Raw genomic sequence first — 22,878 nt, forward strand, 5'->3', positions numbered from 1 at the left:
TTTTCGAAACGGAAACATACAGCTGATTCAAAAGAGGCTGTACTCATCTTTCCGTTAACAACTGGAACCTTCGTTATAAATTTAAACCTTCCTTTATTGTAATCCAAAATATGATCGAGGGTTGTCATCCACTGACTTAGGACTTGTTGATTAGCAACAGGCGCGTTTGATAAAATAGTGTTTACCTTTCGACCATCTAGCTCCAAATTGAATAAAATAGTTTTAAGGTTATATTGATGTCCCTTAAACGTCACACTTTTAATGTACTGTCTAAAAGGAAGTAAGTTCGTGAAGAGTATTTTAGCTGAATTTAGGATTTGGAATTTTTCTGTTTGTCTGGAGAATATACCTGCACTTATTTCAAACTGAACATTGGTATGGTCCATATTTCCATCTGGCAGGACTGAAACCTCCGCATCAAAATTCACTTCTAACTTTTTGTTCAACTCCCGCGACATAGGGGCAAGCCAGGATAATTCCGAAAACATTAAATTATCTTCAATATTTTCGTAATACTCCTCATTATGTAAAATATCCTCTATACCATAAGCCTCCACGTTGAGGGTTTTTGCGGTTGCAGAATATTTAAATGCAATTTTTTTTAGGCCAACCCGTTGTTTTTCAAGTGTATTCTTAATTTCTATAATTTGGTTCTCTTGCAATTGAGGACTTGCTAGCATATTCTTTCTCCTCTCGATAATAAGTTAAAAAAAAGACTAGTTCACTTACCTACTAGTCCAAAACACTAATTAGGTAACTGGCTGGCATAACAAACTAAATTGTCTTAGCCCCTATAGTTTTGCGTCTTCACCTTTCAGCGAATTTGCCTTTATCTATTAAATGATAGATATTTTTTCTTCTGTTACCATAAAATTCTGCACCATTATATTACATTATTCTTACCACCTTTGTCACAAAATGTCGAATACATTACTATTTTCATAAGTTCACTTATTTGTAACATTTTATATAGTAATAAAGTATTAAATTTTACTCTTGCCCCAAAGAAACGGGAACCATTTCCTTGGGGCAAGAGGCGACGAAAGTCGCACTCTTGAGATATTGTTATATCGCAATGCTTTCTTCTGCTTGAAGAAATTGATACTCTTCATCTGGAATAATGTATTCATCTGATGCGTCTGTTTCCAAACGGAAAAGATTTTCAACTACAACCTCTTTTCCATTTCGAATGACGTCGAGGATCAACACATCGCCATTTTTTAACTTAGCAGCTTTTTCGCCTACTTTTAGCCATAACCTTTTACCATCTGATATATGGATATATGACTCTTCCATCCCTACTATCGAAACAACCCATTGCTGCGGTCCTTCCATTTCATCTGCAATCTTCGCAGAAGCAAATGATTCATATCCCGTAAGCGGAAGTAGCGTTGTTTCCTCGAGGTCTGTAATCTGAATACAATCTTCTCCAACTAAATCCTGGCCTTGGATTGGTTCATTAATTTCAAAATCATGTTCGTAAACAATCTCATCAACGAAACTATCCTTCCAACCTATTGAATCGGCCATTGAAGACTCAAAGTTTAATTCGCCCTTCAACTCAGCAAAAAGTCCCTCAGCTGCGTCATCTAATTCGGAAAGTTTCACAACCGTAGGATTTTCTGTTGGAATTAAAACAGCAGCCGTATCATTCATAGAATTGTCCGAAGGAAGAGTTTCTTCCTCCATACAATACCATTCTGCTACCTCATCAAAGTATTGATTGTAATGCCTTATTTTTAATTCTTGCACATAAGCAAAAAGAAACAGCTCTAGAAAGATATAGAAATGAACTAACATTACCATTATTAATTGCGATGTCATTTTTTTCTCCCCTCAAAATAATTCAAACGCCAATTGCCCAGATACTGGTGCATTTCGTTTTTTCCTCGGGCTTTTCTCAGCCTTGATTTCAAATAAAGATATTTGTGTGTTATCAACGGATTGAGCTACAACTCTTTCCGCCTCAGTCAGATAATCAACCACTTCACCGTCCGGAATACAATCAAAACCAAATGCTTCAATTAGATCCACCGTAAGAATGTTGTTGTTTACCATAAAGCCATTTACTAATCCTTTTTCAATATTTGCTGTAATGGTAGCCACTTTCCGGATCAATACATTCTTTGATGACTCCGATTCAATTTGCTGATTTACCCATGCAACAAATTGTTCTTTAACCGACAAGGCCTTTTGTTTCTTTTTACCGATACCAGCTAAGATTTCTCTGGCCCGATCTGACGCTTCAGCAACCCACTCTTCAGTAGAACCCTTTAAAACTTCGCCTTTTTTAATCGACTGAATCAGCATAGATTGAAGATCTCCATCATCCCCTAACATGGCATTTAAGCCATCAGAGCTGACATCACCATTGATCGCTCCTGCTGCCTTATTTTTTTGTGCAATTAGTGTTGCCATCTGTTCTTGAAAGGTATCTTTATAAGAAAGATAGTATAGACGGCATTCCTCAGTTTGCCCAATTCTCCAAGCGCGTCTAGAAGCTTGGTTAATGGTAAACAGGGACCAACTGAACTGATAAAAAATAAGCGTAGGGGTACAAAGTAAATCTAAACCTACTTGTACTAATTCCTGTGATACGATACAAACATCATAACCCTCTTTTTCAATTTTCTTTTTCAGCCAGTCACTTCTTTTGTTTGTTGCGGTAGTAGAAGTGTCGAGAATACAAACCTTGGCGCCCACTTGTTCAAGCACCTGCTGCAATCTTGGTCGTACATCTCTACCCTCCACACTGGAACCTGTATCCCGAACATAAACTATACTTTTACGTCCTTCTTCGATTTCACCCTTAATGATTTCCTGCAGTTTCTTTTCCTTGTTTAAAATTCGTTCTTTAGGAAAAGGTTCGGGCTTCCAAATCAAGTCGCGGTCTCCCTCATCTGTTTTGATAGAAAATGAAGGATAGGTAAAAGGGTTGTCCGGATAAGCAATCCCTGTCTGCGTAAGCGGCAAATATAATTTGTGGCCATCATCCCGGGATTGAATGGCTGATTCAAAGGTATTAACCATCTGCCGATAATTTCTTCCCAAATCCTCGTCTAAATCAACAAGTATCGTCGGAACATTAATCAGTTCGACAGGATCCGGCCATACGTCTTTTAAACGAACCAACACACTGTTCTGGACCAGGAACTTCGAAAAGACAAATGGAGAAATACCTGGCAAGACTTTTTCGGTTCGTTTAGTTCCTCCGCGGGACTGCTTATTACTGTACTCTCCTTTATCATCGAAATTATAAATGGTTGTTTCGATATTACCGAATTCCTCATTGAACTTTCGCACTTCGGAATATTGATACCCATTTTCAACCATGATGTGAGGAAATAATCTCCACATGAGATAGTAAATATCTTCAGCTTTCCCCCCGAATAGTGTGCCGGTCCCGCCAACAACTTTTTTGCAAGCAGCAGCAAGTGACCCCAATGCATTTCCTTGTGCAGACATCCCGGCTTTCAACATATGGATTTCATCCACTACCAGAAGATCAAAGAAGTTTCTCATTTTCCGTCTTATATACTCAACGGTGGCTATCCGCCTTGGATTACCCACCTGTTTCGGAATTTCTTTTTGTGTATTATGAAGATGTTCCATTAATTTATGATTTCCATCTTTTAAAGCTTGGGTAATTTTCTTTTCAAATTTGGCCCATTCGCTATAAGATGTATACCTTGTTGGAACATATTTGGTCCACAAACTTTCTCCACACTCGCTGCAAAAAGCATTTGCCGGCTTTTGCGCGTTATGAAGTCTTCTGGACTCTCCAAACTCATCTTCATTCATCGTCCTTTTATTTTGTACTTCTTTTTCCTCACCATTTTCATCGGTCTCTATTTGCGTAGATTCAATAACCTGATGGGGTTTACCACAATTTACACAATAGTAACCAAACCGATAAGGAAGTTCTTCTTGAAGAATTTGCTTTTCTGTTTTCTTGTACTGAAATTTGACCGCTGGAACCGTTGCGCAATCTCCCCGCATTGTCGTAAACGAAATAACGAAAAATGTAGGCCTAGTAGGTTTTGGCCTTCCCATGCGCGTCCATGTACTATGAAACTCTATAAGTTGACCTGTTTTTTCAATCACACGGATATCGGCGTGTGGAATGATTTCCTTTATCTCTTCTGGCCATTTTTTCGTTAAACTCGGCGGACACATTAAGCAAACAAAATATCCATCCTTACCTGACATTGTGGCAAGGACATCAGGAACCGCCGTCATTAATGTGCTTTTTCCTGTGCTCATTTCTCCCTGAATTAATGCGGCTTTTTGTTTTTTTAATACTTTAGCTATAGCTGTACTCACATGGGCTTGCACCGGGAATAATTCCCGCTTGTAGCTTGATATTTGTGGATGGACTGGATCAACCAAAGGATTATGAGCTGGTTTTACTTGTTCACTTACCTTTGTCACCATATCATCCATAAAAGTCTGCATGTATGTTGTTAGGTCTGTTATCCCTTCTAAGGAATTACCGTTGCCCATTTTAGGAAATTTTAATTTTCCTTGCCTGATCATCTCAGAAATGATGTCATCTGCCTCCTGTTCAGCTGTTTCCTCATTGAACATTAACTTGTAAATGCTAAATCCGTTTGGAAAAAGACTTTGGTCAAAATAAAAGTCTACTTTCTTCAAACATCCTCGACTTACAAACTCTTGCAAAATAACATCTTTCCATTCAGGCAATATATGTAATCCGAACTTTCCTCCACCTAATACCTGTCTTAAATCATCAGCTGGAGAGCCGTCGAAAGACAATATATAATCTCCATTTCCCAGAAGGTCATCATGGACTATCGCTACTGCTTTGCGATTCTGGTTTATAGTGATTGGAAACTTTTCATATTTCCCCTTATCCGAGAAAAGGCGGAATTGAGAGATAAATTTGTAATCTGTTAATTGCTTTTCTCCATGCCCGAAAGTTAATCCGCCACTGCCTATATCAACTGCTGCTTTCATTGCCTGAAGAGTAGAATCATTTCCGGCAATGATGGTCATTAGCAGTTTTGCTCCTTGCCATTCATATTCTGGCGGTTCAACAGCAAGTGCGTAACAAAAAGCGTTTTGCCACGCTTGCTCCAAATAGATCTCAATCATTTTCGGAGAAACGTTTGTTTCTTGTACTTTATTCCATTCAATCATGCTTGGCCCCTTTTCTCTAAAGTAGATAAAGGAAGCCATAGGCGTTCCCTTATCAACTACAGAGGTAAGGGATACACCTCCCTGTTTAATTGTTTTTAATTAATCTGCTTTGTAATGTTTACAATCGCCCTATCTACTGCTTTCCCGATTGTATCCTGGATTGAAGTTTGAATTCCAAACGGCTGAATAAACGCCCTGTACTTTCCGGCATGAGGGCCTTCATTAATACGAAAAACACCAAAAGGAACTCCCTCAAACCGACTTTCCAATACGATCGTTGTCATGATATTTTCCTCCATCAAGATATTGTTTAAATGACTCTACAACTTCTTTTTTTGCTTCCTCAATTGATCCCTCAAAACTAATGGTTACATTGTGTGTAGCCCCGTTTTTCATATGAATTCGAAACCAATAACAAGAAGAAATATTGTTTACATGCTCGACGAAAAAAATGTATCCGACGTGCTCTTCTAGTTGATATAGGTTACTTTCTTTCATTGGACCTCTTCCCCTAAGCTGTTTTGATATCGTGTTCCTCTTTCTCTGCTTCCATGGCCCGTTTAAATTCCTGAATGATTCTTCCCGAAATATCGCAAATTTGAGAACCATATTTTATCAGTGCATCACTATCGTTTTTGCTCCACGAATTTACATATCGAAAAGAATAATCCGAAGTATCCAGTCCAAAATACGAACAAACTACAAAGGCACTTCCCTCAGCGACTACTTCTTTTTCAGAAGCGGATGATTTTGTGTCATAGCGATGTACTTTGGAATGGACTAATTCATGGACAAGGGTTTTGCACCTATGATTGATACTCAATGAATCACTTACTACAATCCTGTGAGAAGCAGGCTCGTAAAATCCGTTTGCACCTCTAGCATCACCATAAGAGATCGGACAACCATCATCTTTAGCAATCTGCTCTGCACAGTGAAGAATTTGCCTTGCTTCCGGACAATCCCCATCAAGTTTAATAAGGATTTTATCAATAGGAAGCGGCTCCCCTTCAGTTTGTTCATAAGCAAATACAGGAACAGTAAGAAACCCTACAAGCTTTGTTTCTTCCTCGCCATCATCGTTTTCTACTTTTTTAAAGTTAGGTTTGAAAATTTTAATTGATTTCGACCCTTTCTTTACCTTACGTCCTAATTCATTCCACCGTTTAAAAGATGCAATGAAACTGGCATTAGGATATTGTGCTTTAGCCACCATTATGTTCCTGAAAGAGTAGTTCGGCATAAGAGCTTTCATCTCTAGAAGTGCCTTAAACTCGTCTGGAGAATAGGTGAAATTTTTTACGCCTTCTTCAAGGATCGAAACAAGTTCTTGTACTTTATCCTGTACAGATGGTCCCTTGGTTTCCTTCTTTGTTTTGTTTCGGCAATATGCCATGTGGAACAGCCCCTTTTTTCTTAAAGTTTTTATATAAAAAACGAAAATAGGCTTTCCCATTTTCGTTTTTAACCACAACAAAGTTTGCAGAACGCAAAAAAGCCTTTGAGGTTTTGATAGATAAAAATAGCTTAAATGAGCTATTTTTCCATCAACCTCAAAGGCTGCTAAGTTTATTAAGTAACCCGCTAATCCACTGAAGGATTGCAAATAAAATAAAAAAATAAAAATGAATATATTGGTATTATATCCTTTCTTCCGATTTTCGACAAGATGGAGAGGTCTAATTTAAATGCAAATATAGAGTATAGTTATTATTTTTAAAAACCTTTATTAAAATTCTTTTATTCATTCTCAAAATTTGAGAATCCCACTCTCAAATTTTGAGAGTGGGTTTTTCCGATTCTCAAATTTTGAGAGTCGGAAATGTGTGGGTAAACCGATTCTCAAATTTTGAGAGTCGGGAAAAGGGTTGTGGATAACTCCGATTCTCAAATTTTGAGAGTCAGTACTTCAAATTTTGAGACTGGCTATATCAAAATTTGAGAATCAGATAATCAAATACTGAGAGAGGTCTTTGCTTTCCAAAAAAAAGAGAACCTCTTGGTAGAGAGATTCTCCTTGATCTTACATATCCTCGTTTTGTAAACATGAAAAATGGAGTGTAAAGTCCTTTCTTCCCAAGATTTCATTAAGCCATTCTAATATATTAGTTGAATATCTTTCCTCTACCCATTCTTGTGCAAAATCATCGCGGGTAAAAATTGTTACTTCAACTGAGTTTCCTCCAACTTCCTTAAAAGTTGCGGATGTATTTTTTAACCAGGTATCGAAAGAAGGCTTAGATATTTTATTCATACCGAAATTTAGAACTGAATTCCAAATATTTTTATCCTTATCGGAAAATTCAACTCTTTGTTGCCCATCTTCAGAGCTTTTAGAAGTTCCAGGCTTGCTTTCTTCAGATTTTTCTTCAAGCAATTCCTGTATTTCTTTTGGATTGAGTCCTTTATCATCTTTTGTTCCGCTGTTATTATTATTTTCTAACGGACAGTTGAAAGATAGATGGAAATCCATCTCACCAATGGATTCATTCAACCAGTCTATAATCAAGTTGGAATACCGCTCTTTTAACCATTCAAGAGTAAACTGGTTAGGACAGTATATAGTTACTTTTATATGGGAATCAAATTCATTAAATGTTGCATACGTATTTTTAAACCAAGTATCAAAGGAAGGCTTTGATACTTTTTTTTCCGCAACCGATAGCAAAGATGCCCATTGCGTGCGATCTTTTTCTGAAATGCTAGCTTTTTCAAATTCAAATATGGCCGCTTCTTTTTTTCTTTTCCTTTCGGTTTTCAATATGCTTGATACTGCTTTTTCTTCTAGCATTTCATAAACTTCGTGATAAACAAGACTTTCCTCTGTTTCTTTCCCAAGAAGTAAGGGATTCTCAAAATATCTACTAATTTCAGCATCATGTTTTTCTTTTGTTTCAGGTTCTAGTTGCTCTACTAATTCTTGTGGTAAAAATGGAACCAACATCCTTACTTTAATAATTGGACTTTCTTTTGCGTTATTCCGCGAAGGATCTTCCACATAAAACCGGTAGATGAAACCATAAGTTTCTAAGATTTCAAGATATTTGACTACTGTATTACGGCTCTTTTTTACTCTCAAACCGATGTCTTCTATACTTGGCCAACAATAGTCTCGGTTTTCCTTCATATTACAACGTCTTCTGAGGTATGCGTATATCGCTATTGCTTCAGCACCTAAGAACATCCCCCAATAGTCTAGAAGATAGTTATGAAGGATTGTAAAGTTGCCTTCAACAACCTGGGGAGAAGGTCCACCATATGTATCAAGTGTCCACTTTTTTATGGTTGATTCATCGAAATATTTCTTTTCGACGACTGGCTTAAAATGTAAGTGATTTTCGAGTGTACCCTTTTTTTGGCGAACAGGTGTTGAATTCCCTGTTTTATACTCTCGATAATAAAGTAGCTTCCCTTTACGATTTTTCAGGTTAGTATGTTGTCCATCCATATAAAAATAACCTCCGATTCTTTTCCCCACCGATTTGCGAAAAGAGTCGAAGATTTCATGCTTGAAATTATATGAGCCCATTGGTAAAATGGGTTATAACTAGAAGCAAAAAAGAAATCCCGCCTCTCCAATTCAACTAATCTACAGCGGCCAAACTGATCAGATTAGTTGAAATCCACAGGTGGGTTTTTTTATGTAGTTTTTTTAAAAATGTTTTTTAAAAGTCTCTTATTTTACCATAATAACAAATATACATGCTGAATTCTATAATATAAATGGCCATTACAATTATTTTGTATATAAGCTACTAGTAGTAAAAAAGGACCCAAGCAAATAAACCGACTGAGGCGCGGCTATTTAGCTAGGGTCCTTCCCTTTTGTATCCAGTTGTGTGTACCTCTATTAAACCACTTTTATATTAACTTTTCAAATGGGTTTTTCGTAACGGTTCAGCTTCAAAATATTTATCTACTTAAAATAAAGCCCTCCATCTGGAGAGCTTTATTTTAAGTAGATTTTATTCACTGATTAGCAAACTAGTTGCAATTGACCTTTATTGTCACTGATGATATCAGAAACAAAATCCTCCTGAAGCAATACTTCAAAAATCGATTCTAACACTTGAACAACAATGCTGTTCCCAGCTAATTTATATAGTGTCGCATTACGTTTATTAGGCTTTGAAGGATATTCTTTCAATACTTCCTCGAAATCTGAATCCTCAAAGCCCATCAGACGCCAACATTCTCGTTCAGTCAAATAACGATACTGAGGCCCATTTAGGCGGATAATGCCCGCGTTAGGACATCTATCCTGACGGGTACTTATTGTCCAGCAGCTGTCCTCTATCACATCCAGACACCGGTATTTTTCTTTAGCGCCTGGATTAAACTCTGCAATACGATTAAGCATACTTGGTACATCGATTAAATATTGAGAACCCTCTACATGATGCTCCAAAAACTCTCGAATATGGCGAGTGGGCTTTCGTTTTAACTGACCGAAATCAAACGCTGATTCCCCTAAAATAGAAATAGTGAAGACTCTTTCTCTTCTTTGAGGTATACCGAAATCCATTGCATTTAATACTTCAAAAGAGTTTTTATAGCCAAGCTCATTCATCCTGACGAGATATTTATTGAAACTTTGAATCATATCTTTATCGAGCACTCCTTTTACATTTTCCCAGACGACAAATCGCGGCTTTTGAGGCCCCATATTTTCGATAATCCTCAACGTTTCCCACATTAGCGATGAACGGGTTTTGTCTTCATCTTTCCCGCCTAGCCGCTTACCTGACCTACTGAAATCCTGACATGGAGAACCGTGTACAAGAATATCGGGTCGTAGGTCATACCCTACAACGGACTGAGGCTTATAAGTGTTATCATATAAAGCGTTATAGGCTTTGACTGCTTTCTCGTCTATTTCAACGTAATCTATCGCTTTATGATCAACACCCAGGTTAATTAACGCTTTACGGGGCGCGCCTATTCCTCCAAATAATTCAAGTATTTTTATCATAATCTCCCACTCCATTTTTTGAAAATTAAAGACCCCTCACATAATTGTAAAGGGTCGCCATTAATTCGTACTTAGACATTTTTATATTCTTCAATCATTGATAAATCATCTAATACATATCCGTTGAAAATCACTTTCAAAGCATCGTCATTCGGTACTTTCCTCTTTGTCAAATCATTGAAGACAAATTGCAGCAATTTGTCTTGTTTGATAAAACGCTTCATTTTTTCAGCATTGTACTCAATCACTTCTTCTTCAAGCTCAAACAAAAGAACGTATGGTTCCTTATACAAGTCGATATAGTTCCCTTCATTCTCGCTGTACGAAATAAAGTCTACTTTAATACCCTCAATGAACAAAGGATGCTCCATTAGAGAATTAAAACAATCATCTTCCCGTAAATCCCCTTTGTATTGGATGGCAATATCCAAATCGCTACCTAAACTATGAGTACCTTTTAAGCGACTACCAACAATGCAAATCAGAGTTGGTTGAAATTCATCCTCACTAGCATTTAGGTAATTCCGGATATGATTCATAACTTCATTCAATAGACGTCCTGGTAAAAAATTTTCAAAACCTTCCACTGTCTTCATTTCATTACCCTCCATTTAATATCAATTAGCATAAGCCAGGGGGATGCAAACCTCACCTGCCTTAAGTTCATGGATTAAAAATCCCAGGCTATGGTCAGTGTGCAATAACCATTTTGATTCTGTTCCTCTCCAAAATAGGGAAGATCAGAGAAATAATCATCTTCTTCTAAGATACTAATATATCTAGCTTTTATTTTGGGTATAATGTCCGCCTTATCCGTTACTTCCCCGGTCCTACATAATTTCTCAACCTGTCGATCGATATATGATTCAAGTAAAAGAGGATAATAGTTTCCTTCTTGGTGATAAATTTTGTATCCTCCTGGAAACACAAAATTCTCCTCGGATTGAACAAATGTGCAGCCATTCTCTAACACATCTGCGATACGTTGAACCGCTTCTCCTGGGCTGTCTTCATACCCGATAATCCGCTCGTGAAGAAAAAGGTTTTCGCGATCCCAAAATCGTGCAACAATTTTATATTCATCAACGCAACCGCCATCTGGCCTTTCGTAATATCCAAACTCAAACGGTTTAATCGAACAAATAGAATACCATTCACTCAACATTTGTTTATCCCGCCCTTTCTCAATTCGAAATAACCCCTTACACCAATTTGCGGATAAGTCCGTCTGGACAGATCACCTTGACTGAAACTTCCCTTTTGGTGCGGATTTTAGTAATGGTTGTTACACTTCCATTGTCATGGGTTTTCTTCTCTTCGGTTGGGATTTTCTTTACCAATTCAAGACCTTGTACCAAATGATAATTATCACCTTCACCGATTTCTCCATTCACGGCGCCAGAAGCTAGTAACAAAGCTAATTGTCCTACATTTAAAGGTAGGATAGGGTCTCCACCAATTTCGAGCTGCCTGGCTTTAGATCGATTCATAAAAGCTTGAAATCCTTTACTGTTGCGAATACCATCCACGTAATCAGCTTTATTGGCTAGTTTGGTATAGAAAGTTTTTAATTCCTCTACCCCTGCCGGCACAGACCATGTTTTTGCTGCTGTTACAAATTTATTGATAGGAGTGACTTTTTCCAGGACAAAATCGTCCGACTCCATCCGTAAAAGGAAGTCATAAAGTTTTTGGTTAAATTCCTTATGCTTTCCTGATTTTTTATTACCTATAAAAATACACTGACGGAAATCATCATAATCCTCATCTGAAAATCGCATCATGCCGACGTTATAGAAATGAGTAGCTAAGAAACGCGCTATCCGTTTATCCGCAAATCGGTAGGAAGGAATAATATATATCATTAATCCTTTCTCCTTCAAATAGCGGGTATTCCGGAAGAGCTCAGTCCATTCTTTTCGGTCTGCAGACTCATCATCTATCCCCTTCATCGTAAAGTCATAAGGAGGATTCAAATACAGGAGCGAAGCAGCATCATTCTGTATGACCATTGATTCGATTGGTGCGTTGATACAATGGTCCAGTAAGGAATGAGCTTTTGTTGCCCTTGATTTATCGAGTTCAACCCCATACGTGGAAATGGTACAATCTGCGCCTTTAAAAGGCGACGCAAGCTGATGAAGAATCTCGCCTTCACCGCATGTTGGATCTAACCAGACGCCGCTTCCTTCCACGTTTAGTAATTTGGTTAAATATTCACCTTGGCGCTCGGGTGTAGCAAAGAAACCGGCCCGAATTTTATTTCCTACATGACTCATAGTGTTAATCCCCCTAAAATATTATTTTTAATATCTGACCAAGTTCTTGATGCCCTTTGTTCTATAAAATCCTGATAAGGATCTCGAAAGGTATCTAGTAAGTTAACAAGGTCAAAAAAGTCTTCCTCCGTAATGGCCGCCTTCTTAAAATAATTTTTTAGATGCGTAAGAGCTACACACTTAAACATTTTGTCTTGCTCAAGATATGCACCATTGATGGCGATGTAAGCAAGAAACGGAAGGCTTTCTTTTGCTTTATTCATAAATGGTTGAACCGCTGAATCATCTTCATAACAATGCGGTAACTCCATCACAAATCCTCCTTAGTAAATGAAAAGAGAGGCATTATAATGGCCTCCCTGTCCTTTTAGCTATTTCATTGGCTTGCTTAGGCAAAAGTAAGTGCAGATTTAACCCCAGGCAAACAATTTTTACAAACATCATCCTCAAAATCCACTACGTTAACGAGGACTTCATGGTAAGTATTATTGCATAAACTGCAACTAGCGATTTCATCTTCATCCCATAACTCAACCCGAATATTTAAGAGAAGCATAAGGTTGTTAAGAGAATCACTTTCTGTGATACCTAATCGATCTAAACTGCACAATTCTTCATCACTAAGTATGTCAAACGAGTCTGTGTGCAGGTACATCTCCAAATATCCTTCATCTTCTGATTCCTGAAACATCGGCCGGAAACCATGAAGGGCTTCAAATTTGTCTTCAAGATACTCATGAAGAATTTCAGCTTGTCCAGAAAAATCCACTCTACCATCTGGTAAAATTACATAGTATTTTTTCATGTGATCTCTCTCCTCACTTTTCTATTAATAAATAAAAAAGCGTTCAATCTTTTTCAAGAATGAACGCTTCTTTAAACCGATTAACTAAAAGGCCACTCACCATTAGGCTCAAAATCTATACTACCTGGGAATGGATCATCTTCTGGTGTAAATCGGTTGCTATTATTTTCTCCCTTGCCAGCGGAAGGATTATTGGGTTCAGCTTCCTTTTTTATTGGTTCAAGGAATTGAACATCTTCAGCTATCACTTCAAGTGTAAATATTGTCTTACCATCTTTTTGATAAGAACCTGATTGAAGCCTCGCCTTTACTCCAACTAACATGCCTTTCCTAAGAAACTTACTACAATTCTGAGCTAGTTTCTTTCCCTTAAACGCTTTGATTTGTATAAAATCAGCCTGTTTTTCACCTTGCTGGTTTGTATATGAACGATTAACAGCGAGTGTGAAAACAGTAACTGGATTTTCTTCCGTGCCACGCTCTTCTGGAGTTTTAGTAAGTCGTCCTGTAAGAATCACATTATTTAGCATCAGCAATACCCCTTTTCTTTTAATGAAACATATTTTCCGTTATGGCCGATGATGACATGATCAAGAACCTCGATTCCAACAACCTTACCCGCATCAACCAGACGTTTAGTCACATCTATATCTTCGCGGCTAGGAGTGGGGTTGCCCGAAGGATGATTATGCCCAGCAATAATTGAAGCAGCGCTTAATTTAACGGCTTCGCGGAAGATCTCCCTTGGATGAACTATTGATGCATTCAGAGATCCTTTAAATATATTTTTCCTACCGATAATTTCATTTTTTGTGTTAAGGAATAACACCTCAAAATGTTCTTGATCTAGATAAGCAAGATCATTTAATAGATATTTTGCGGCATCTTCCGGGCAGCGAATAACATATTTATTTTCAAGCTTGAATTTATTCATCATGCCTGCCAATCCTAAACAAGCAATAATGCGGTCTGCAGTAATTTCACCAACACCTTCATAGGAGAGTAATTCTTCTTTAGACAGCGAAGAAACCCCTTTAATGCCTAGAGCAGCTAATTTACCAGTAACCACAGGATTCGCTTTAGGACCAATCAATACCGCCAAAAGATTTTGAAAAGAAGTATTTTCAGAGCCATAAAATAATAATTCTTCTTTCGCAATAGCAAAGTGTTTGTTCATAAAAGTCACAACAACCTTTCTTAAAGTCTCTTAAAATTTTTTAATAAAATGCGCCCCTGTTACTTAAAAGTTCTAATCTTGATCGATGTCGAAGAAGTAACTTAAAAATGCTTTTTTTGTCCGTTGGAGAAGGGAAGGTTTGGCCGTATAATTAGTGCTTAAATGATACGTATTCTCACCTCTTAACCTCCACATAACCGACTCGCCCGTAGCTTCTTCGACTGCTGAAACAAATGTCAAAACTTCGCGGATAGCTGAATTTTGGTCAACTGATTTCGCGCGAAAGATTCGGCGATCTCCGTTTTTAAAAACCAATTCAGCTGTAACCCGATAGTGATGACTGTTTAACGTGCGAATTTGCTGACGACAATCCTCAACCACATCTCTTTTACCTAATAACTCCGCCATGTTTACTGCCATAAATACCACCCTTTCTGGATAAAAAATTATATAGAAACGCAAAAAAGCGCTCTCCAGAAAGATTCTAATAAACACAAAAATGTGTTTTGAAGAATCGTTCCAAAGAACGCTGCGTTTACTAACATACCCGCTAACCAAATGGTTGCAAAAAATTAAAAAATCAAAAAAGCTTATATTACAATATTACTATTAATTGGATGAGAGAGCAACAAATTTTTAACTGCCCTCACTATATTCAAGCGCTACTTTACTTTTCTTCACCTGACCACCCGTAGATCCGTAGGTGAATTTTTTCCAAAGTAGTTCCACTGGACCAGATTTAAATCGCTTCATCCAAAAAGCGCTTATTGTTAATTGGAATGCGATGATAACCATTGCTACCAATAGATTTACAAGTGGCGGCAACTGGCCATAAAGACCACCAATCTTATAAATTATAAAACCTAATATAGACTGCAGTAAATAATTCGTCATGGACATTCTCCCAACAGCTGCTATCCCCTCTATATAGGATCCTGAGGGAGAGCACCTTGTAATACATAAAGCGTAAAACAACCCAAGCAATGGCCCTCCAAAGGCTTCAGCAATATGCGCATAAAGAAGATTGTTAGGTTCAAAGATTGGCAATATCTTAAAAAACAATCCCAAAACTCCGGCTGCTATCCAGGTTTTTTTTATTTGTTCTGACGTTCCACCAATTGAAACGTGCCAGTTCTTTTTTGCGACTGCAAGACCCAAAATGAACATAGGAAAGATGCTAACAAAGATAAAAGGTATGCTATACAAGTTATAAAGCTGGTTCCAGTCTTCCATATTTTGAGCAACAATTTTCCAAAAACCACTTTGATATGCATTGGTTACTGTTCGGATCACAAGCGAATTATCATAAGGCACTAACGCTGTCTGGCTTATATAAAGGTATAGACCATATAAGCTATTAGGGACAAGCCAAAGGACCACCCCTAACGACAATAATGTATTGGCTTTCAATCGGTAAAAAAGCAACAGTACAAGTCCTAATAACGCATAAATAATTAGGATATCACCATACCAAATGAAGAATGCATGAAAAGCGCCTATTCCCAATAAGAAAATCAACCTTTTTGTATATATTCTATAAGGATTCAGGCCTCTTTTTTCTGCCCCCTTAAAAATAAAGGTCATACTAACACCAAATAATAAAGCAAATATCGGATAAAAACTGGATTGGAATAAAACAAACAGGAAATCATGGACTACATGATTAAATGGTAAGCTCCAGTATTCCGAAGGATTAGAGTCGTAAATTTCAGGCCAACTGAACGAATGTATATTCACAAAGAGAATCCCTATAATGGACAAGCCTCTTATAATATCTAAAGCTTCTATTCTTCTTATCATTTAATTTCCTCGCTAACTACGAATATTTAAGGCTAATTAAATTATAAACAATTTAATTGGATTCACATCCATTAACTTGTTACTTTACTGGTTCTAATTATAATCATTTTTTTATATTTTTTAATGAATAAAAAAGCGTCCTTCGGAAAAGCTAAAAAATGAGGTGATTGCATGAGGAAAATAGTTGATATCAATTCTGTTGCACGACCGATTAATTTGAACAATAGGGAAGAAAAACTGGATAAAAGAAGAAAGGAAATACTTGAAACTCAAAATTACTTAAAAAAAAGAGCCCAAGAGATTTTAAGGAGAAATTAAAAGAGGAAGCCCCCAGGCCCCCTCGACTAGTTTTAGCGTTCAGATAAAGAACTTTGAGCAAGATGGTAATTTGATTTCATTATCCTGCCAATTCGTTTCTGTAAATCACGGTACTGTTGATCAGTTTTCTTTTGACGGTCAGCAATAATATCCTTTTGACTTTTAAATTCTACTACACCAGATTTTTCTTTGATTATCATTGATTAACCGCCCCTTTCGAACTTGCAAACTTTTCATTTTGAGATAATAGACATAATGCATGCATTAATCTATAGATCTCTTTTGACTCAATTATACCATTTTCTATCAATAGCTTCCAGGCTCTAGTATTAGAATCATCGAAATGAAAATTATAAACCCAGGTTTTCTTGTTATCAATATTCATCTTGTAAGATACAATTACATGGCCGGGGTATGGATGATTAAAATATGGTAGGTTCAAACCCTCTGTAATAACTTTTACAACGCCGTAATGTGAAAATTTACTATCGTTTAAGCTTATTTCGGTTGCGGTAATTCCCGATGTCCCAACATCTGCGACTTGATAAAGGATTCGGCCTTTTAGTTCATATAGCGAAAACCCAGTTAAAATATTTAAATCCCGAATATCCAGCCCTTTATTGTGAATGCGGAATAATAGCGTATTCAAATCTTTTAAAAGGTGAATCACATATTCGAATTCTTGCAACAACTCATCTCTTTCGGAAATAAGTCCCTGGGTAAATTCCTCATACTCAGTAGTAATCTTTTCGGTATTTATAAGATGCTGCTCAATGTTCTTCTCTAGGGAATATATTTTGCTTTTATACTCCGCCCGTTCCTGGGCAAGAAAGTCATGAATTAGACTTTGGATCATTTGATACCCCTCTTTAGAGCTGGTGGCATAATCATACAAACCCTTAAAATAAAACTCTCCTTCAGAATCAAGAAAAGCCCCTTTGAAAATTTCATATTCTTGTTTTCGCCACGTTTTATAGGCACCAAGATGAAAATGATCGCTATTGAAATTTGTTAGCTGTGGAAAATAAAATACCATACTTATCAGATACCCAATCACTCCTGTTACAAACGGTGCCACCCAGTTAGGTAAATTGGTAAATGCTAAGATCCAGGGACCAAATACGGCAGCAACGATAGGGAATATGCTCAAAAAAGCCTTAGTGGTAAAAAATGTGAGAATCCCCTGTTGTAGTTCTTTTACTTTAGCAATATCCCTTAATGGAGCGGCAGCTAGCCATAAAAGCCATGGCATCTGTAGTTTTTCATCTATGTAGCTAGACTTAAGCTTTTCAATAACATCATCCATTTTCCTGCTAATATTTAGTAGGCGGCTGTGATAGTTTTTTTCATCCACTTTCATATACCTCCATATCAACTATTAGATATCATACACTAAATTCGGTTACCGTTTAACACCCTAAATTGTGCTATCAAAAAGAAGAAAGAATGAGGAACCCCATCTTCTTTTTGCAACCTCTTTTTTAAATAGCGAATGCTAATTGGCCATTTGTTTTCGTAACAGGTAGTGGATCTAACCCATCATTTAAAATCGAATTCTGTTGCTCCTGCTGCCTTTTCTCTAACCCTTCAGACAATGCTGAAAGAATCAAAAAATTTATTGCGGCTTTTTTAGTTTCTTCAGTAAAGGAACCGTATCTCCACCCTAGCCACTTGTGAACAAACTCGGTTGCTTCCGATTTTGTACGGATTCCTTCTTTACATACAACAAAGGTTACTTTATTCCAGACGAGCTTCATATCCTTAAATTCGGTACAATCCGGAAAGAAGAACAAGCTGGTTTGATTTACCCTTTGTCTGTTTTTCAAAAAAGTGTAAAGTTCCTTTTCTTCCTTGTTCAATTCGATGGTAACATAGAAAACCTCATTTACATTTTTAGTCGCCTTTGTATTAACGGTCTTGTTTGGAAGGAACACCAATTCTCCATCGTATTTCATGGCTTTAGGCTTAATTTCTGAGCGTTCAATACAAATGCCCTCTGTATCTTTCCATGCTTCTAAAACAGCCTGTACTTCATCCTCAGAGATGAGAGAATGACCATCCCTTTCTTGGACAAAAAGTAAATGCTCAAGAAGCAGTCTACGACCTTCTAAAGTCATTCCTCCTGGCGCATAAGAATCAGTAAGCGCCCTTTCGTAAGTTTGAAAGTAGTTGGCGGCTTTAGTTGATTCGTCAGTATCAAATAAGTCAACCTGTGCCGGCTTATCTCTAAATTTTTGGATACGATTATAATGCTGCCTTGGAAAAACTTCGCGATAGCGAATATCATTCCGCATTTGCAGCATGAGAGTCTTCCATTCCAGCAATCCCTCATAGTTGTATCCTTCTTCGATAAATCTTAATAACATCGGATCCTTTCCGCTCACCATTCCACAAATCCAGCAGCCTAAGCGTCCTCCGGATGCACCACAAGAACTTTTTCCTTGCTCTGTTGAAGTTTTTATAGCACATTCAAGGATACCTTCTCCATATTGAATGGATAATTCTTCAGCGGTTACACCGAAGGGCAATGTCCCTCTATTTAATAACTCGAACCAGAGTTCGTCAGCTGTGACAAATTTTATTGCGTGGAAACACATAATTTCATCAAAATCAGAATGTTTAGCCCACAGGGATTCTTCACTCAACTGAAATTTCGAGATTGAAGCTTTTCTCCGAGCCCCTTCTTCATTCCGCACTCCCATATAACAGGTAATAACGGATTTATCTTCTCCCAATCGAACAGGAGCATTAGCGATCCACTCTTTAAATTTCTCTTGGGTCGGTCCGATTTTTAACCAATGGGTACAAGGATGGTGTTTTGTATTCGGGGTTGAAATAAGTGTCCCACGCCCCAAAACACGATACCAAAAATTGTTCTTTATGTTTGGTCTTACTCTTTCTACAACGATTGGAAGGCCTTGGAGAGCAGCTTCATGTTCGATTGTTTTTAGTGTCCGCTCTACATAATCAGCCATGATAGGAGCTTCTACCCCAGTGTCAGAATTCATGATATATACCGTTTTTGTCCTTAGATGCTCAGGGAGTTCTACTAGTACTTCCCAAAGTAGGGTGAGTAAGTATGAACTATCCTTCCCCCCGGAATATAGAACGACCTGTTTACGATTATCAGTAAGATAGTTATTTTTGATTGCCTCTTTAACCTGTTGAGTAGTATCCATACAAATTATCCATCTGCTAAATTAGGGAAATCTCCCGCTAGACAATGTAGCAGAGGATATTCACCCCCCCAATAGACTATAAACCTCTACTAACTTTAGTAGAGGTTTATAGTCTTGATAATTATTAAAAATTTAACTGTTTTCTAAGAGCAGTATTTCCCGCATCTTCAATTACTTTTTATCCACAAAAGCAACTTCCTGTTTTGGTAATGAGGTAATTTCAAAGTAATCCACACCTTTATTTTCGAAAAAGTGGATATCTCCATGATTCCCATCTACCATTAGCGTTTCATTTATAAAAATCCCCTCATATACATTTCCTTTTCGAAAATCGCATAATTTTCCTGTAAATTTACTTTTTTTACATATTAGTTTAATCAAATTCACATCTGCCACATCCCGCTCTTTAGTATAGTATTGGTTAAGTCTTAATTACATCTCCTGACGGCCGGTCTGTACGCTTTGATGTAACAATTTTTCAAATGAAGACAACCCCTTATGCTCCCATTCGATTAGCAGCAATAATACGATTCTTACTATCAAGCAGCTCATATAACTTTCGTTCATCCTCCAATGTCATAACAGAAAAATCTAGGCGAATATCTTTCAGAACTTTAAACTGTTCAAGTTCTCTTTTGGTTATCGTTCCGTTCAGTATATAATGCTCCAACAAATTATGATTAGGAACTCCATACTCTATAAGCATCCATTCACCAATATAGTCATAAATAGCCGATACATCGTATCTAGCCTGGTTAGCAAGAACAGATAAGCTACCATACTTATGCGGTATTGGGAAACGTTCTTCTTTAGGCAATCTTTTTATTCTCTCGATTTCATCTAATTTAGAAATTTGGCGTTTAAGTTTTTCGTAATTGTTGGAATACGTCTTAGCTTGTGGTTTTAGAAGCGATAGTGTTCGAGCCATATCCTCTAAACTCCACCGCTCCGTAACTTCGAAATTCCGGGAAATGTTATTTAGTGCTTTCCCGACTTTGTTGAAGTTCGGTTTCAAATAAAACGTATCTTCTAGTTGAAAGTCTTTAATCATATCCCAATAAAGAATATTCTCCTGGATCTTTTTATTGTCAATTTCAATTACAGGCAACAGAAGTCCTAGGTCAAAGAGATATTCATTTAGTTTGATAATATCTGTTTCATATACTTTTTTTGCTATAAAACGGCCGACCAGCTGATATTTTTCAAATTCATGTCGTTTTACTTCGCTGGATTCTAATCGTTGTTTCATAGCTTCTGTAAGTAGCTTGATTTTCTTTTTTGTCTGCATTAAATGTGAGTATTGACCACTTTCAATAAAGGATTCCATCATCTTAGCAGCAACAAAAGTTTGTTGTTTCGACACTTTTTTGGCCATGTTTTTCACCTCGATATCCCTATAAAAAGGAAAAGGATTTTGGTTTACTCTTGTTCTTTAAAGAAAGTCTTAATTCGCCAGTTGATACCCATCAGCAAAGTGAATAGGTTCTACTTCATTAATGCGAACAAGAGAGCCATACTGCCTGAAGATAATGTCATTTAAATGTCTTTTATTTACAGCTGAAATCTCCCTTGTACAGGTAATCCATTTTCCTTGAATAAGGACTTGGAATGTAACACGGAATACCTGACGTTTTCCGCATTTTTCACCACAATAGTACTCATTTTGGGGCAACAACGAATATACCCGGTCTGTTTTCAAGAAAGTATCAGGTTGATGCTCCCCTCTTTTCACAACAAGCCAAGCGGCTTCATCCAGGATAAGATGGTGAAAAGATACTTCTCCTTTGGCAACTAGTTCTCCATTTTGAAATACTCCTTGTTCAGTGATAACAAAATGGTGCCTACTTGTATAAAAATCGATAGTTTTCATGCGATATCCTCCTCGGCGGGAATTGAAAAAAGATCGTACTCAACCGGATACAGTTCTTCCCGGATAAAATCGATCTTTTTTAAACAATCCACCATTATTAGTTTTTTATTTTTTTTGCTGCGAAGTTGAAGTGTGACAGAATCATTGACCACAACTACTCCACAAGAACCTTTCATGAACAGCCCTCTTGGATCAATCATCTTATAAGAAGGTCTTTTTCTTAAATCTTTTATCCAATCATCTTGCTTCATTTTTGGGTGGGTCATTATAAACTCCACACCAGTGACAATTGCACCCATGCAGCCTAGAGATAGATCAAAAAGATAAGAACCTCCTTGGATATCACCATCAAAATATACGCGATAAGCCTTCATGCTCTCCCTGGGTTGATTTTGAAACGGTTCAATACGAAAGGTAGTACCGTCCATGTGCCATTCAAACCCGTTTTTAACAATTTTAAAATGAATACCTCTTAGTGATAATTCTAATTTTTCAGGTTCAATAGGAGCAAAACATGTAAGTTTAAACATACAACCTTCTCACTCCCGTGCTTTTCATGATTTCTTCTACCATAACAACCAGCCTTTCTTAAAGTTTTTTACGCCCCGCCTTACTACTTTATTAAAAAATACCACCCCCCTAAAAACACAAAAAGAGCCTTTAGGTTAGTCTGATGCGCATAATAAATATGCTCAAAGACTGAAACCCAAAGGCTCCTTAGTTTAGTAGTAAGAAAATCAAAAATCAAAAAAAGAAAAAAACTATATCTAGAGTTTACCATTAAGAGCTGTAACTTATCAAGATGCCTATAAAGAATAAAAGGACACCCTAATTGGATGCCCAGGACTTACTTTCCCTAAAGGTTACGCTAATTACTTTCATTTAAAATGGCTATTAATAAGCTCTGCAAAAGCTTCTTCTTCTGTAACTGTAAGATATATTTTTTCCGCCGCTTCTTCTGAAATATATTTCTTCAAATCCTCATAAATATTCGGTTGATCAATAATATTTGAAGAAACCTCCCTGATACTAGATGCTAAAACTTCCAAATTAAATACGTTTTTACCCTCTGTTTTTTCAATTTTTTCTTTTGTAAGGGAAAATAATTCAACAATATGGTTTTCCGTGCCTTCAAAAGTTACCTTCTTTATAAAATAAAGATGATCGATCATAGTATCCGTATTCATAATATTCACCCTTTAATAATGTTCTAATTCTGTTATTAAATAATATCCAAATATTCTTCTAATAATAATTCTACAAGTATTCTTAAGGTTAAATTGTATAATTTCACAATGAATTTTATAAGTTTTTTATT

At 37.0% G+C, this 22,878-nt stretch carries 25 protein-coding genes and 1 riboswitch; of the genes, 1 reads left to right on the plus strand and 24 read right to left on the minus strand.

What is annotated here, in order from left to right; translation table 11 throughout:
* The 16 genes from ACH0QE_RS21525 to ACH0QE_RS21600 form a co-directional block, all read right to left on the minus strand.
* Nucleotides 1–680 (minus strand): hypothetical protein (locus ACH0QE_RS21525; RefSeq protein WP_415802519.1); only part of this gene is annotated, 680 nt, incomplete at its 3' end.
* Nucleotides 681–749: 69 nt separating this feature from the next.
* Nucleotides 750–838, minus strand: a riboswitch (cyclic di-GMP riboswitch).
* A 227-nt stretch (nucleotides 839–1,065) separates the two neighbouring features.
* Nucleotides 1,066–1,824 carry a hypothetical protein gene (locus tag ACH0QE_RS21530; protein ID WP_415778256.1) on the minus strand — a complete coding sequence of 253 codons (759 nt, stop codon included), beginning with the start codon at nucleotides 1,822–1,824 and terminating at the stop codon, nucleotides 1,066–1,068.
* A 12-nt stretch (nucleotides 1,825–1,836) separates the two neighbouring features.
* Nucleotides 1,837–5,160 carry a helicase-related protein gene (locus ACH0QE_RS21535; RefSeq protein WP_415778255.1) on the minus strand — a complete coding sequence of 1,108 codons (3,324 nt, stop codon included), beginning with the start codon at nucleotides 5,158–5,160 and terminating at the stop codon, nucleotides 1,837–1,839.
* A 95-nt stretch (nucleotides 5,161–5,255) separates the two neighbouring features.
* Nucleotides 5,256–5,444 (minus strand): hypothetical protein, encoded by a 189-nt coding sequence (locus tag ACH0QE_RS21540; RefSeq protein ID WP_415778254.1) that lies wholly within the window; start codon nucleotides 5,442–5,444, stop codon nucleotides 5,256–5,258.
* A gap of 227 nt (nucleotides 5,445–5,671) precedes the next feature.
* The gene (locus ACH0QE_RS21545) at nucleotides 5,672–6,556 is read right to left on the minus strand and encodes an ArdC-like ssDNA-binding domain-containing protein (RefSeq protein WP_415778253.1); all 885 of its coding nucleotides are present in this window, start codon (nucleotides 6,554–6,556) and stop codon (nucleotides 5,672–5,674) included.
* 627 nt (nucleotides 6,557–7,183) lie between these two features.
* Nucleotides 7,184–8,608 carry a DnaA N-terminal domain-containing protein gene (locus ACH0QE_RS21550; RefSeq protein WP_415802520.1) on the minus strand — a complete coding sequence of 475 codons (1,425 nt, stop codon included), beginning with the start codon at nucleotides 8,606–8,608 and terminating at the stop codon, nucleotides 7,184–7,186.
* A gap of 528 nt (nucleotides 8,609–9,136) precedes the next feature.
* Complete coding sequence (locus tag ACH0QE_RS21555; RefSeq protein ID WP_415781199.1) at nucleotides 9,137–10,132, minus strand: DNA cytosine methyltransferase; 996 nt, start codon at nucleotides 10,130–10,132, stop codon at nucleotides 9,137–9,139.
* A gap of 71 nt (nucleotides 10,133–10,203) precedes the next feature.
* Nucleotides 10,204–10,728: a nucleotidyltransferase domain-containing protein gene (locus ACH0QE_RS21560; protein WP_415781198.1), complete on the minus strand. Its 525-nt coding sequence runs from the start codon at nucleotides 10,726–10,728 to the stop codon at nucleotides 10,204–10,206.
* 74 nt (nucleotides 10,729–10,802) lie between these two features.
* Nucleotides 10,803–11,297: a hypothetical protein gene (locus tag ACH0QE_RS21565; RefSeq protein WP_415781197.1), complete on the minus strand. Its 495-nt coding sequence runs from the start codon at nucleotides 11,295–11,297 to the stop codon at nucleotides 10,803–10,805.
* A 37-nt stretch (nucleotides 11,298–11,334) separates the two neighbouring features.
* Nucleotides 11,335–12,411, minus strand: coding sequence for a DUF6094 domain-containing protein (locus ACH0QE_RS21570; protein WP_415781196.1), 1,077 nt, complete (start codon nucleotides 12,409–12,411; stop codon nucleotides 11,335–11,337).
* A complete protein-coding gene (locus tag ACH0QE_RS21575; RefSeq protein ID WP_415781195.1) occupies nucleotides 12,408–12,722 on the minus strand; it encodes a hypothetical protein in 315 nt (104 codons plus the stop codon). The genes ACH0QE_RS21570 and ACH0QE_RS21575 overlap by 4 nt, the downstream gene beginning before the upstream one ends.
* Before the next feature lie 77 nt (nucleotides 12,723–12,799).
* A complete protein-coding gene (locus ACH0QE_RS21580; RefSeq protein WP_415781194.1) occupies nucleotides 12,800–13,216 on the minus strand; it encodes a hypothetical protein in 417 nt (138 codons plus the stop codon).
* 80 nt (nucleotides 13,217–13,296) lie between these two features.
* Nucleotides 13,297–13,746, minus strand: a complete 450-nt coding sequence (locus ACH0QE_RS21585) for a single-stranded DNA-binding protein (protein ID WP_415781193.1) — start codon at nucleotides 13,744–13,746, stop codon at nucleotides 13,297–13,299.
* Complete coding sequence (gene radC / locus ACH0QE_RS21590) at nucleotides 13,746–14,393, minus strand: RadC family protein (protein WP_415781192.1); 648 nt, start codon at nucleotides 14,391–14,393, stop codon at nucleotides 13,746–13,748. The genes ACH0QE_RS21585 and radC overlap by 1 nt, the downstream gene beginning before the upstream one ends.
* A gap of 72 nt (nucleotides 14,394–14,465) precedes the next feature.
* Nucleotides 14,466–14,813: a DUF6018 family natural product bioysynthesis protein gene (locus ACH0QE_RS21595; protein ID WP_415781191.1), complete on the minus strand. Its 348-nt coding sequence runs from the start codon at nucleotides 14,811–14,813 to the stop codon at nucleotides 14,466–14,468.
* A gap of 216 nt (nucleotides 14,814–15,029) precedes the next feature.
* The gene (locus tag ACH0QE_RS21600) at nucleotides 15,030–16,193 is read right to left on the minus strand and encodes a DUF418 domain-containing protein (RefSeq protein WP_415780769.1); all 1,164 of its coding nucleotides are present in this window, start codon (nucleotides 16,191–16,193) and stop codon (nucleotides 15,030–15,032) included.
* A gap of 171 nt (nucleotides 16,194–16,364) precedes the next feature.
* Here ACH0QE_RS21600 and ACH0QE_RS21605 point away from each other — a divergent pair, with 171 nt between their 5' ends.
* Complete coding sequence (locus tag ACH0QE_RS21605; RefSeq protein WP_415780768.1) at nucleotides 16,365–16,511, plus strand: hypothetical protein; 147 nt, start codon at nucleotides 16,365–16,367, stop codon at nucleotides 16,509–16,511.
* Nucleotides 16,512–16,543: 32 nt separating this feature from the next.
* On the opposite strand, the gene ACH0QE_RS21610 is transcribed toward ACH0QE_RS21605, so the two are convergent.
* The 8 genes from ACH0QE_RS21610 to ACH0QE_RS21645 all read right to left on the minus strand — a co-directional run bounded on the left by ACH0QE_RS21610 (nucleotide 16,544) and on the right by ACH0QE_RS21645 (nucleotide 22,747).
* Complete coding sequence (locus ACH0QE_RS21610; protein ID WP_415780767.1) at nucleotides 16,544–16,711, minus strand: hypothetical protein; 168 nt, start codon at nucleotides 16,709–16,711, stop codon at nucleotides 16,544–16,546.
* Entirely contained in the window at nucleotides 16,708–17,865 is a 1,158-nt protein-coding gene (locus ACH0QE_RS21615; protein ID WP_415780766.1) for a hypothetical protein, read from the minus strand. Before ACH0QE_RS21615 ends, ACH0QE_RS21610 begins: the two co-directional genes overlap by 4 nt.
* A 127-nt stretch (nucleotides 17,866–17,992) precedes the next feature.
* Nucleotides 17,993–19,486, minus strand: a complete 1,494-nt coding sequence (locus ACH0QE_RS21620; protein WP_415802522.1) for a hypothetical protein — start codon at nucleotides 19,484–19,486, stop codon at nucleotides 17,993–17,995.
* A 375-nt stretch (nucleotides 19,487–19,861) separates the two neighbouring features.
* On the minus strand, nucleotides 19,862–20,077 hold the full coding sequence (locus ACH0QE_RS21625; RefSeq protein WP_415780764.1) for a hypothetical protein: 216 nt from the start codon (nucleotides 20,075–20,077) through the stop codon (nucleotides 19,862–19,864).
* A gap of 109 nt (nucleotides 20,078–20,186) precedes the next feature.
* Nucleotides 20,187–21,065 carry a hypothetical protein gene (locus ACH0QE_RS21630; RefSeq protein ID WP_415780763.1) on the minus strand — a complete coding sequence of 293 codons (879 nt, stop codon included), beginning with the start codon at nucleotides 21,063–21,065 and terminating at the stop codon, nucleotides 20,187–20,189.
* A 69-nt stretch (nucleotides 21,066–21,134) separates the two neighbouring features.
* Complete coding sequence (locus ACH0QE_RS21635) at nucleotides 21,135–21,560, minus strand: hypothetical protein (protein WP_415780762.1); 426 nt, start codon at nucleotides 21,558–21,560, stop codon at nucleotides 21,135–21,137.
* Nucleotides 21,557–22,090 (minus strand): hypothetical protein, encoded by a 534-nt coding sequence (locus ACH0QE_RS21640; RefSeq protein WP_415780761.1) that lies wholly within the window; start codon nucleotides 22,088–22,090, stop codon nucleotides 21,557–21,559. The genes ACH0QE_RS21635 and ACH0QE_RS21640 overlap by 4 nt, the downstream gene beginning before the upstream one ends.
* Before the next feature lie 348 nt (nucleotides 22,091–22,438).
* Nucleotides 22,439–22,747, minus strand: a complete 309-nt coding sequence (locus ACH0QE_RS21645) for a hypothetical protein (protein ID WP_415780760.1) — start codon at nucleotides 22,745–22,747, stop codon at nucleotides 22,439–22,441.
* Between the last annotated feature and the right edge of the window lie 131 nt (nucleotides 22,748–22,878).

The sequence above is a fragment of the Mesobacillus sp. genome (assembly GCF_047739415.1).
Classification (GTDB): domain Bacteria; phylum Bacillota; class Bacilli; order Bacillales; family Cytobacillaceae; genus Mesobacillus.

What these genes read in the sequence shown, in the direction of transcription:
- ACH0QE_RS21530 (WP_415778256.1), bottom strand. Translation starts at nt 1,824, where the DNA reads ATGACATCGCAATTAATAATGGTAATGTTAGTTCATTTCTATATCTTT.
- ACH0QE_RS21535 (WP_415778255.1), bottom strand. Translation starts at nt 5,160, where the DNA reads ATGATTGAATGGAATAAAGTACAAGAAACAAACGTTTCTCCGAAAATG.
- ACH0QE_RS21540 (WP_415778254.1), bottom strand. Translation starts at nt 5,444, where the DNA reads ATGACAACGATCGTATTGGAAAGTCGGTTTGAGGGAGTTCCTTTTGGT.
- ACH0QE_RS21545 (WP_415778253.1), bottom strand. Translation starts at nt 6,556, where the DNA reads ATGGCATATTGCCGAAACAAAACAAAGAAGGAAACCAAGGGACCATCT.
- ACH0QE_RS21550 (WP_415802520.1), bottom strand. Translation starts at nt 8,608, where the DNA reads ATGGATGGACAACATACTAACCTGAAAAATCGTAAAGGGAAGCTACTT.
- ACH0QE_RS21555 (WP_415781199.1), bottom strand. Translation starts at nt 10,132, where the DNA reads ATGATAAAAATACTTGAATTATTTGGAGGAATAGGCGCGCCCCGTAAA.
- ACH0QE_RS21560 (WP_415781198.1), bottom strand. Translation starts at nt 10,728, where the DNA reads ATGAAGACAGTGGAAGGTTTTGAAAATTTTTTACCAGGACGTCTATTG.
- ACH0QE_RS21565 (WP_415781197.1), bottom strand. Translation starts at nt 11,297, where the DNA reads ATGTTGAGTGAATGGTATTCTATTTGTTCGATTAAACCGTTTGAGTTT.
- ACH0QE_RS21570 (WP_415781196.1), bottom strand. Translation starts at nt 12,411, where the DNA reads ATGAGTCATGTAGGAAATAAAATTCGGGCCGGTTTCTTTGCTACACCC.
- ACH0QE_RS21575 (WP_415781195.1), bottom strand. Translation starts at nt 12,722, where the DNA reads ATGGAGTTACCGCATTGTTATGAAGATGATTCAGCGGTTCAACCATTT.
- ACH0QE_RS21580 (WP_415781194.1), bottom strand. Translation starts at nt 13,216, where the DNA reads ATGAAAAAATACTATGTAATTTTACCAGATGGTAGAGTGGATTTTTCT.
- ACH0QE_RS21585 (WP_415781193.1), bottom strand. Translation starts at nt 13,746, where the DNA reads ATGCTAAATAATGTGATTCTTACAGGACGACTTACTAAAACTCCAGAA.
- radC (WP_415781192.1), bottom strand. Translation starts at nt 14,393, where the DNA reads ATGAACAAACACTTTGCTATTGCGAAAGAAGAATTATTATTTTATGGC.
- ACH0QE_RS21595 (WP_415781191.1), bottom strand. Translation starts at nt 14,813, where the DNA reads ATGGCAGTAAACATGGCGGAGTTATTAGGTAAAAGAGATGTGGTTGAG.
- ACH0QE_RS21600 (WP_415780769.1), bottom strand. Translation starts at nt 16,193, where the DNA reads ATGATAAGAAGAATAGAAGCTTTAGATATTATAAGAGGCTTGTCCATT.
- ACH0QE_RS21605 (WP_415780768.1), top strand. Translation starts at nt 16,365, where the DNA reads ATGAGGAAAATAGTTGATATCAATTCTGTTGCACGACCGATTAATTTG.
- ACH0QE_RS21610 (WP_415780767.1), bottom strand. Translation starts at nt 16,711, where the DNA reads ATGATAATCAAAGAAAAATCTGGTGTAGTAGAATTTAAAAGTCAAAAG.
- ACH0QE_RS21620 (WP_415802522.1), bottom strand. Translation starts at nt 19,486, where the DNA reads ATGGCTGATTATGTAGAGCGGACACTAAAAACAATCGAACATGAAGCT.
- ACH0QE_RS21630 (WP_415780763.1), bottom strand. Translation starts at nt 21,065, where the DNA reads ATGGCCAAAAAAGTGTCGAAACAACAAACTTTTGTTGCTGCTAAGATG.
- ACH0QE_RS21635 (WP_415780762.1), bottom strand. Translation starts at nt 21,560, where the DNA reads ATGAAAACTATCGATTTTTATACAAGTAGGCACCATTTTGTTATCACT.
- ACH0QE_RS21640 (WP_415780761.1), bottom strand. Translation starts at nt 22,090, where the DNA reads ATGTTTAAACTTACATGTTTTGCTCCTATTGAACCTGAAAAATTAGAA.
- ACH0QE_RS21645 (WP_415780760.1), bottom strand. Translation starts at nt 22,747, where the DNA reads ATGAATACGGATACTATGATCGATCATCTTTATTTTATAAAGAAGGTA.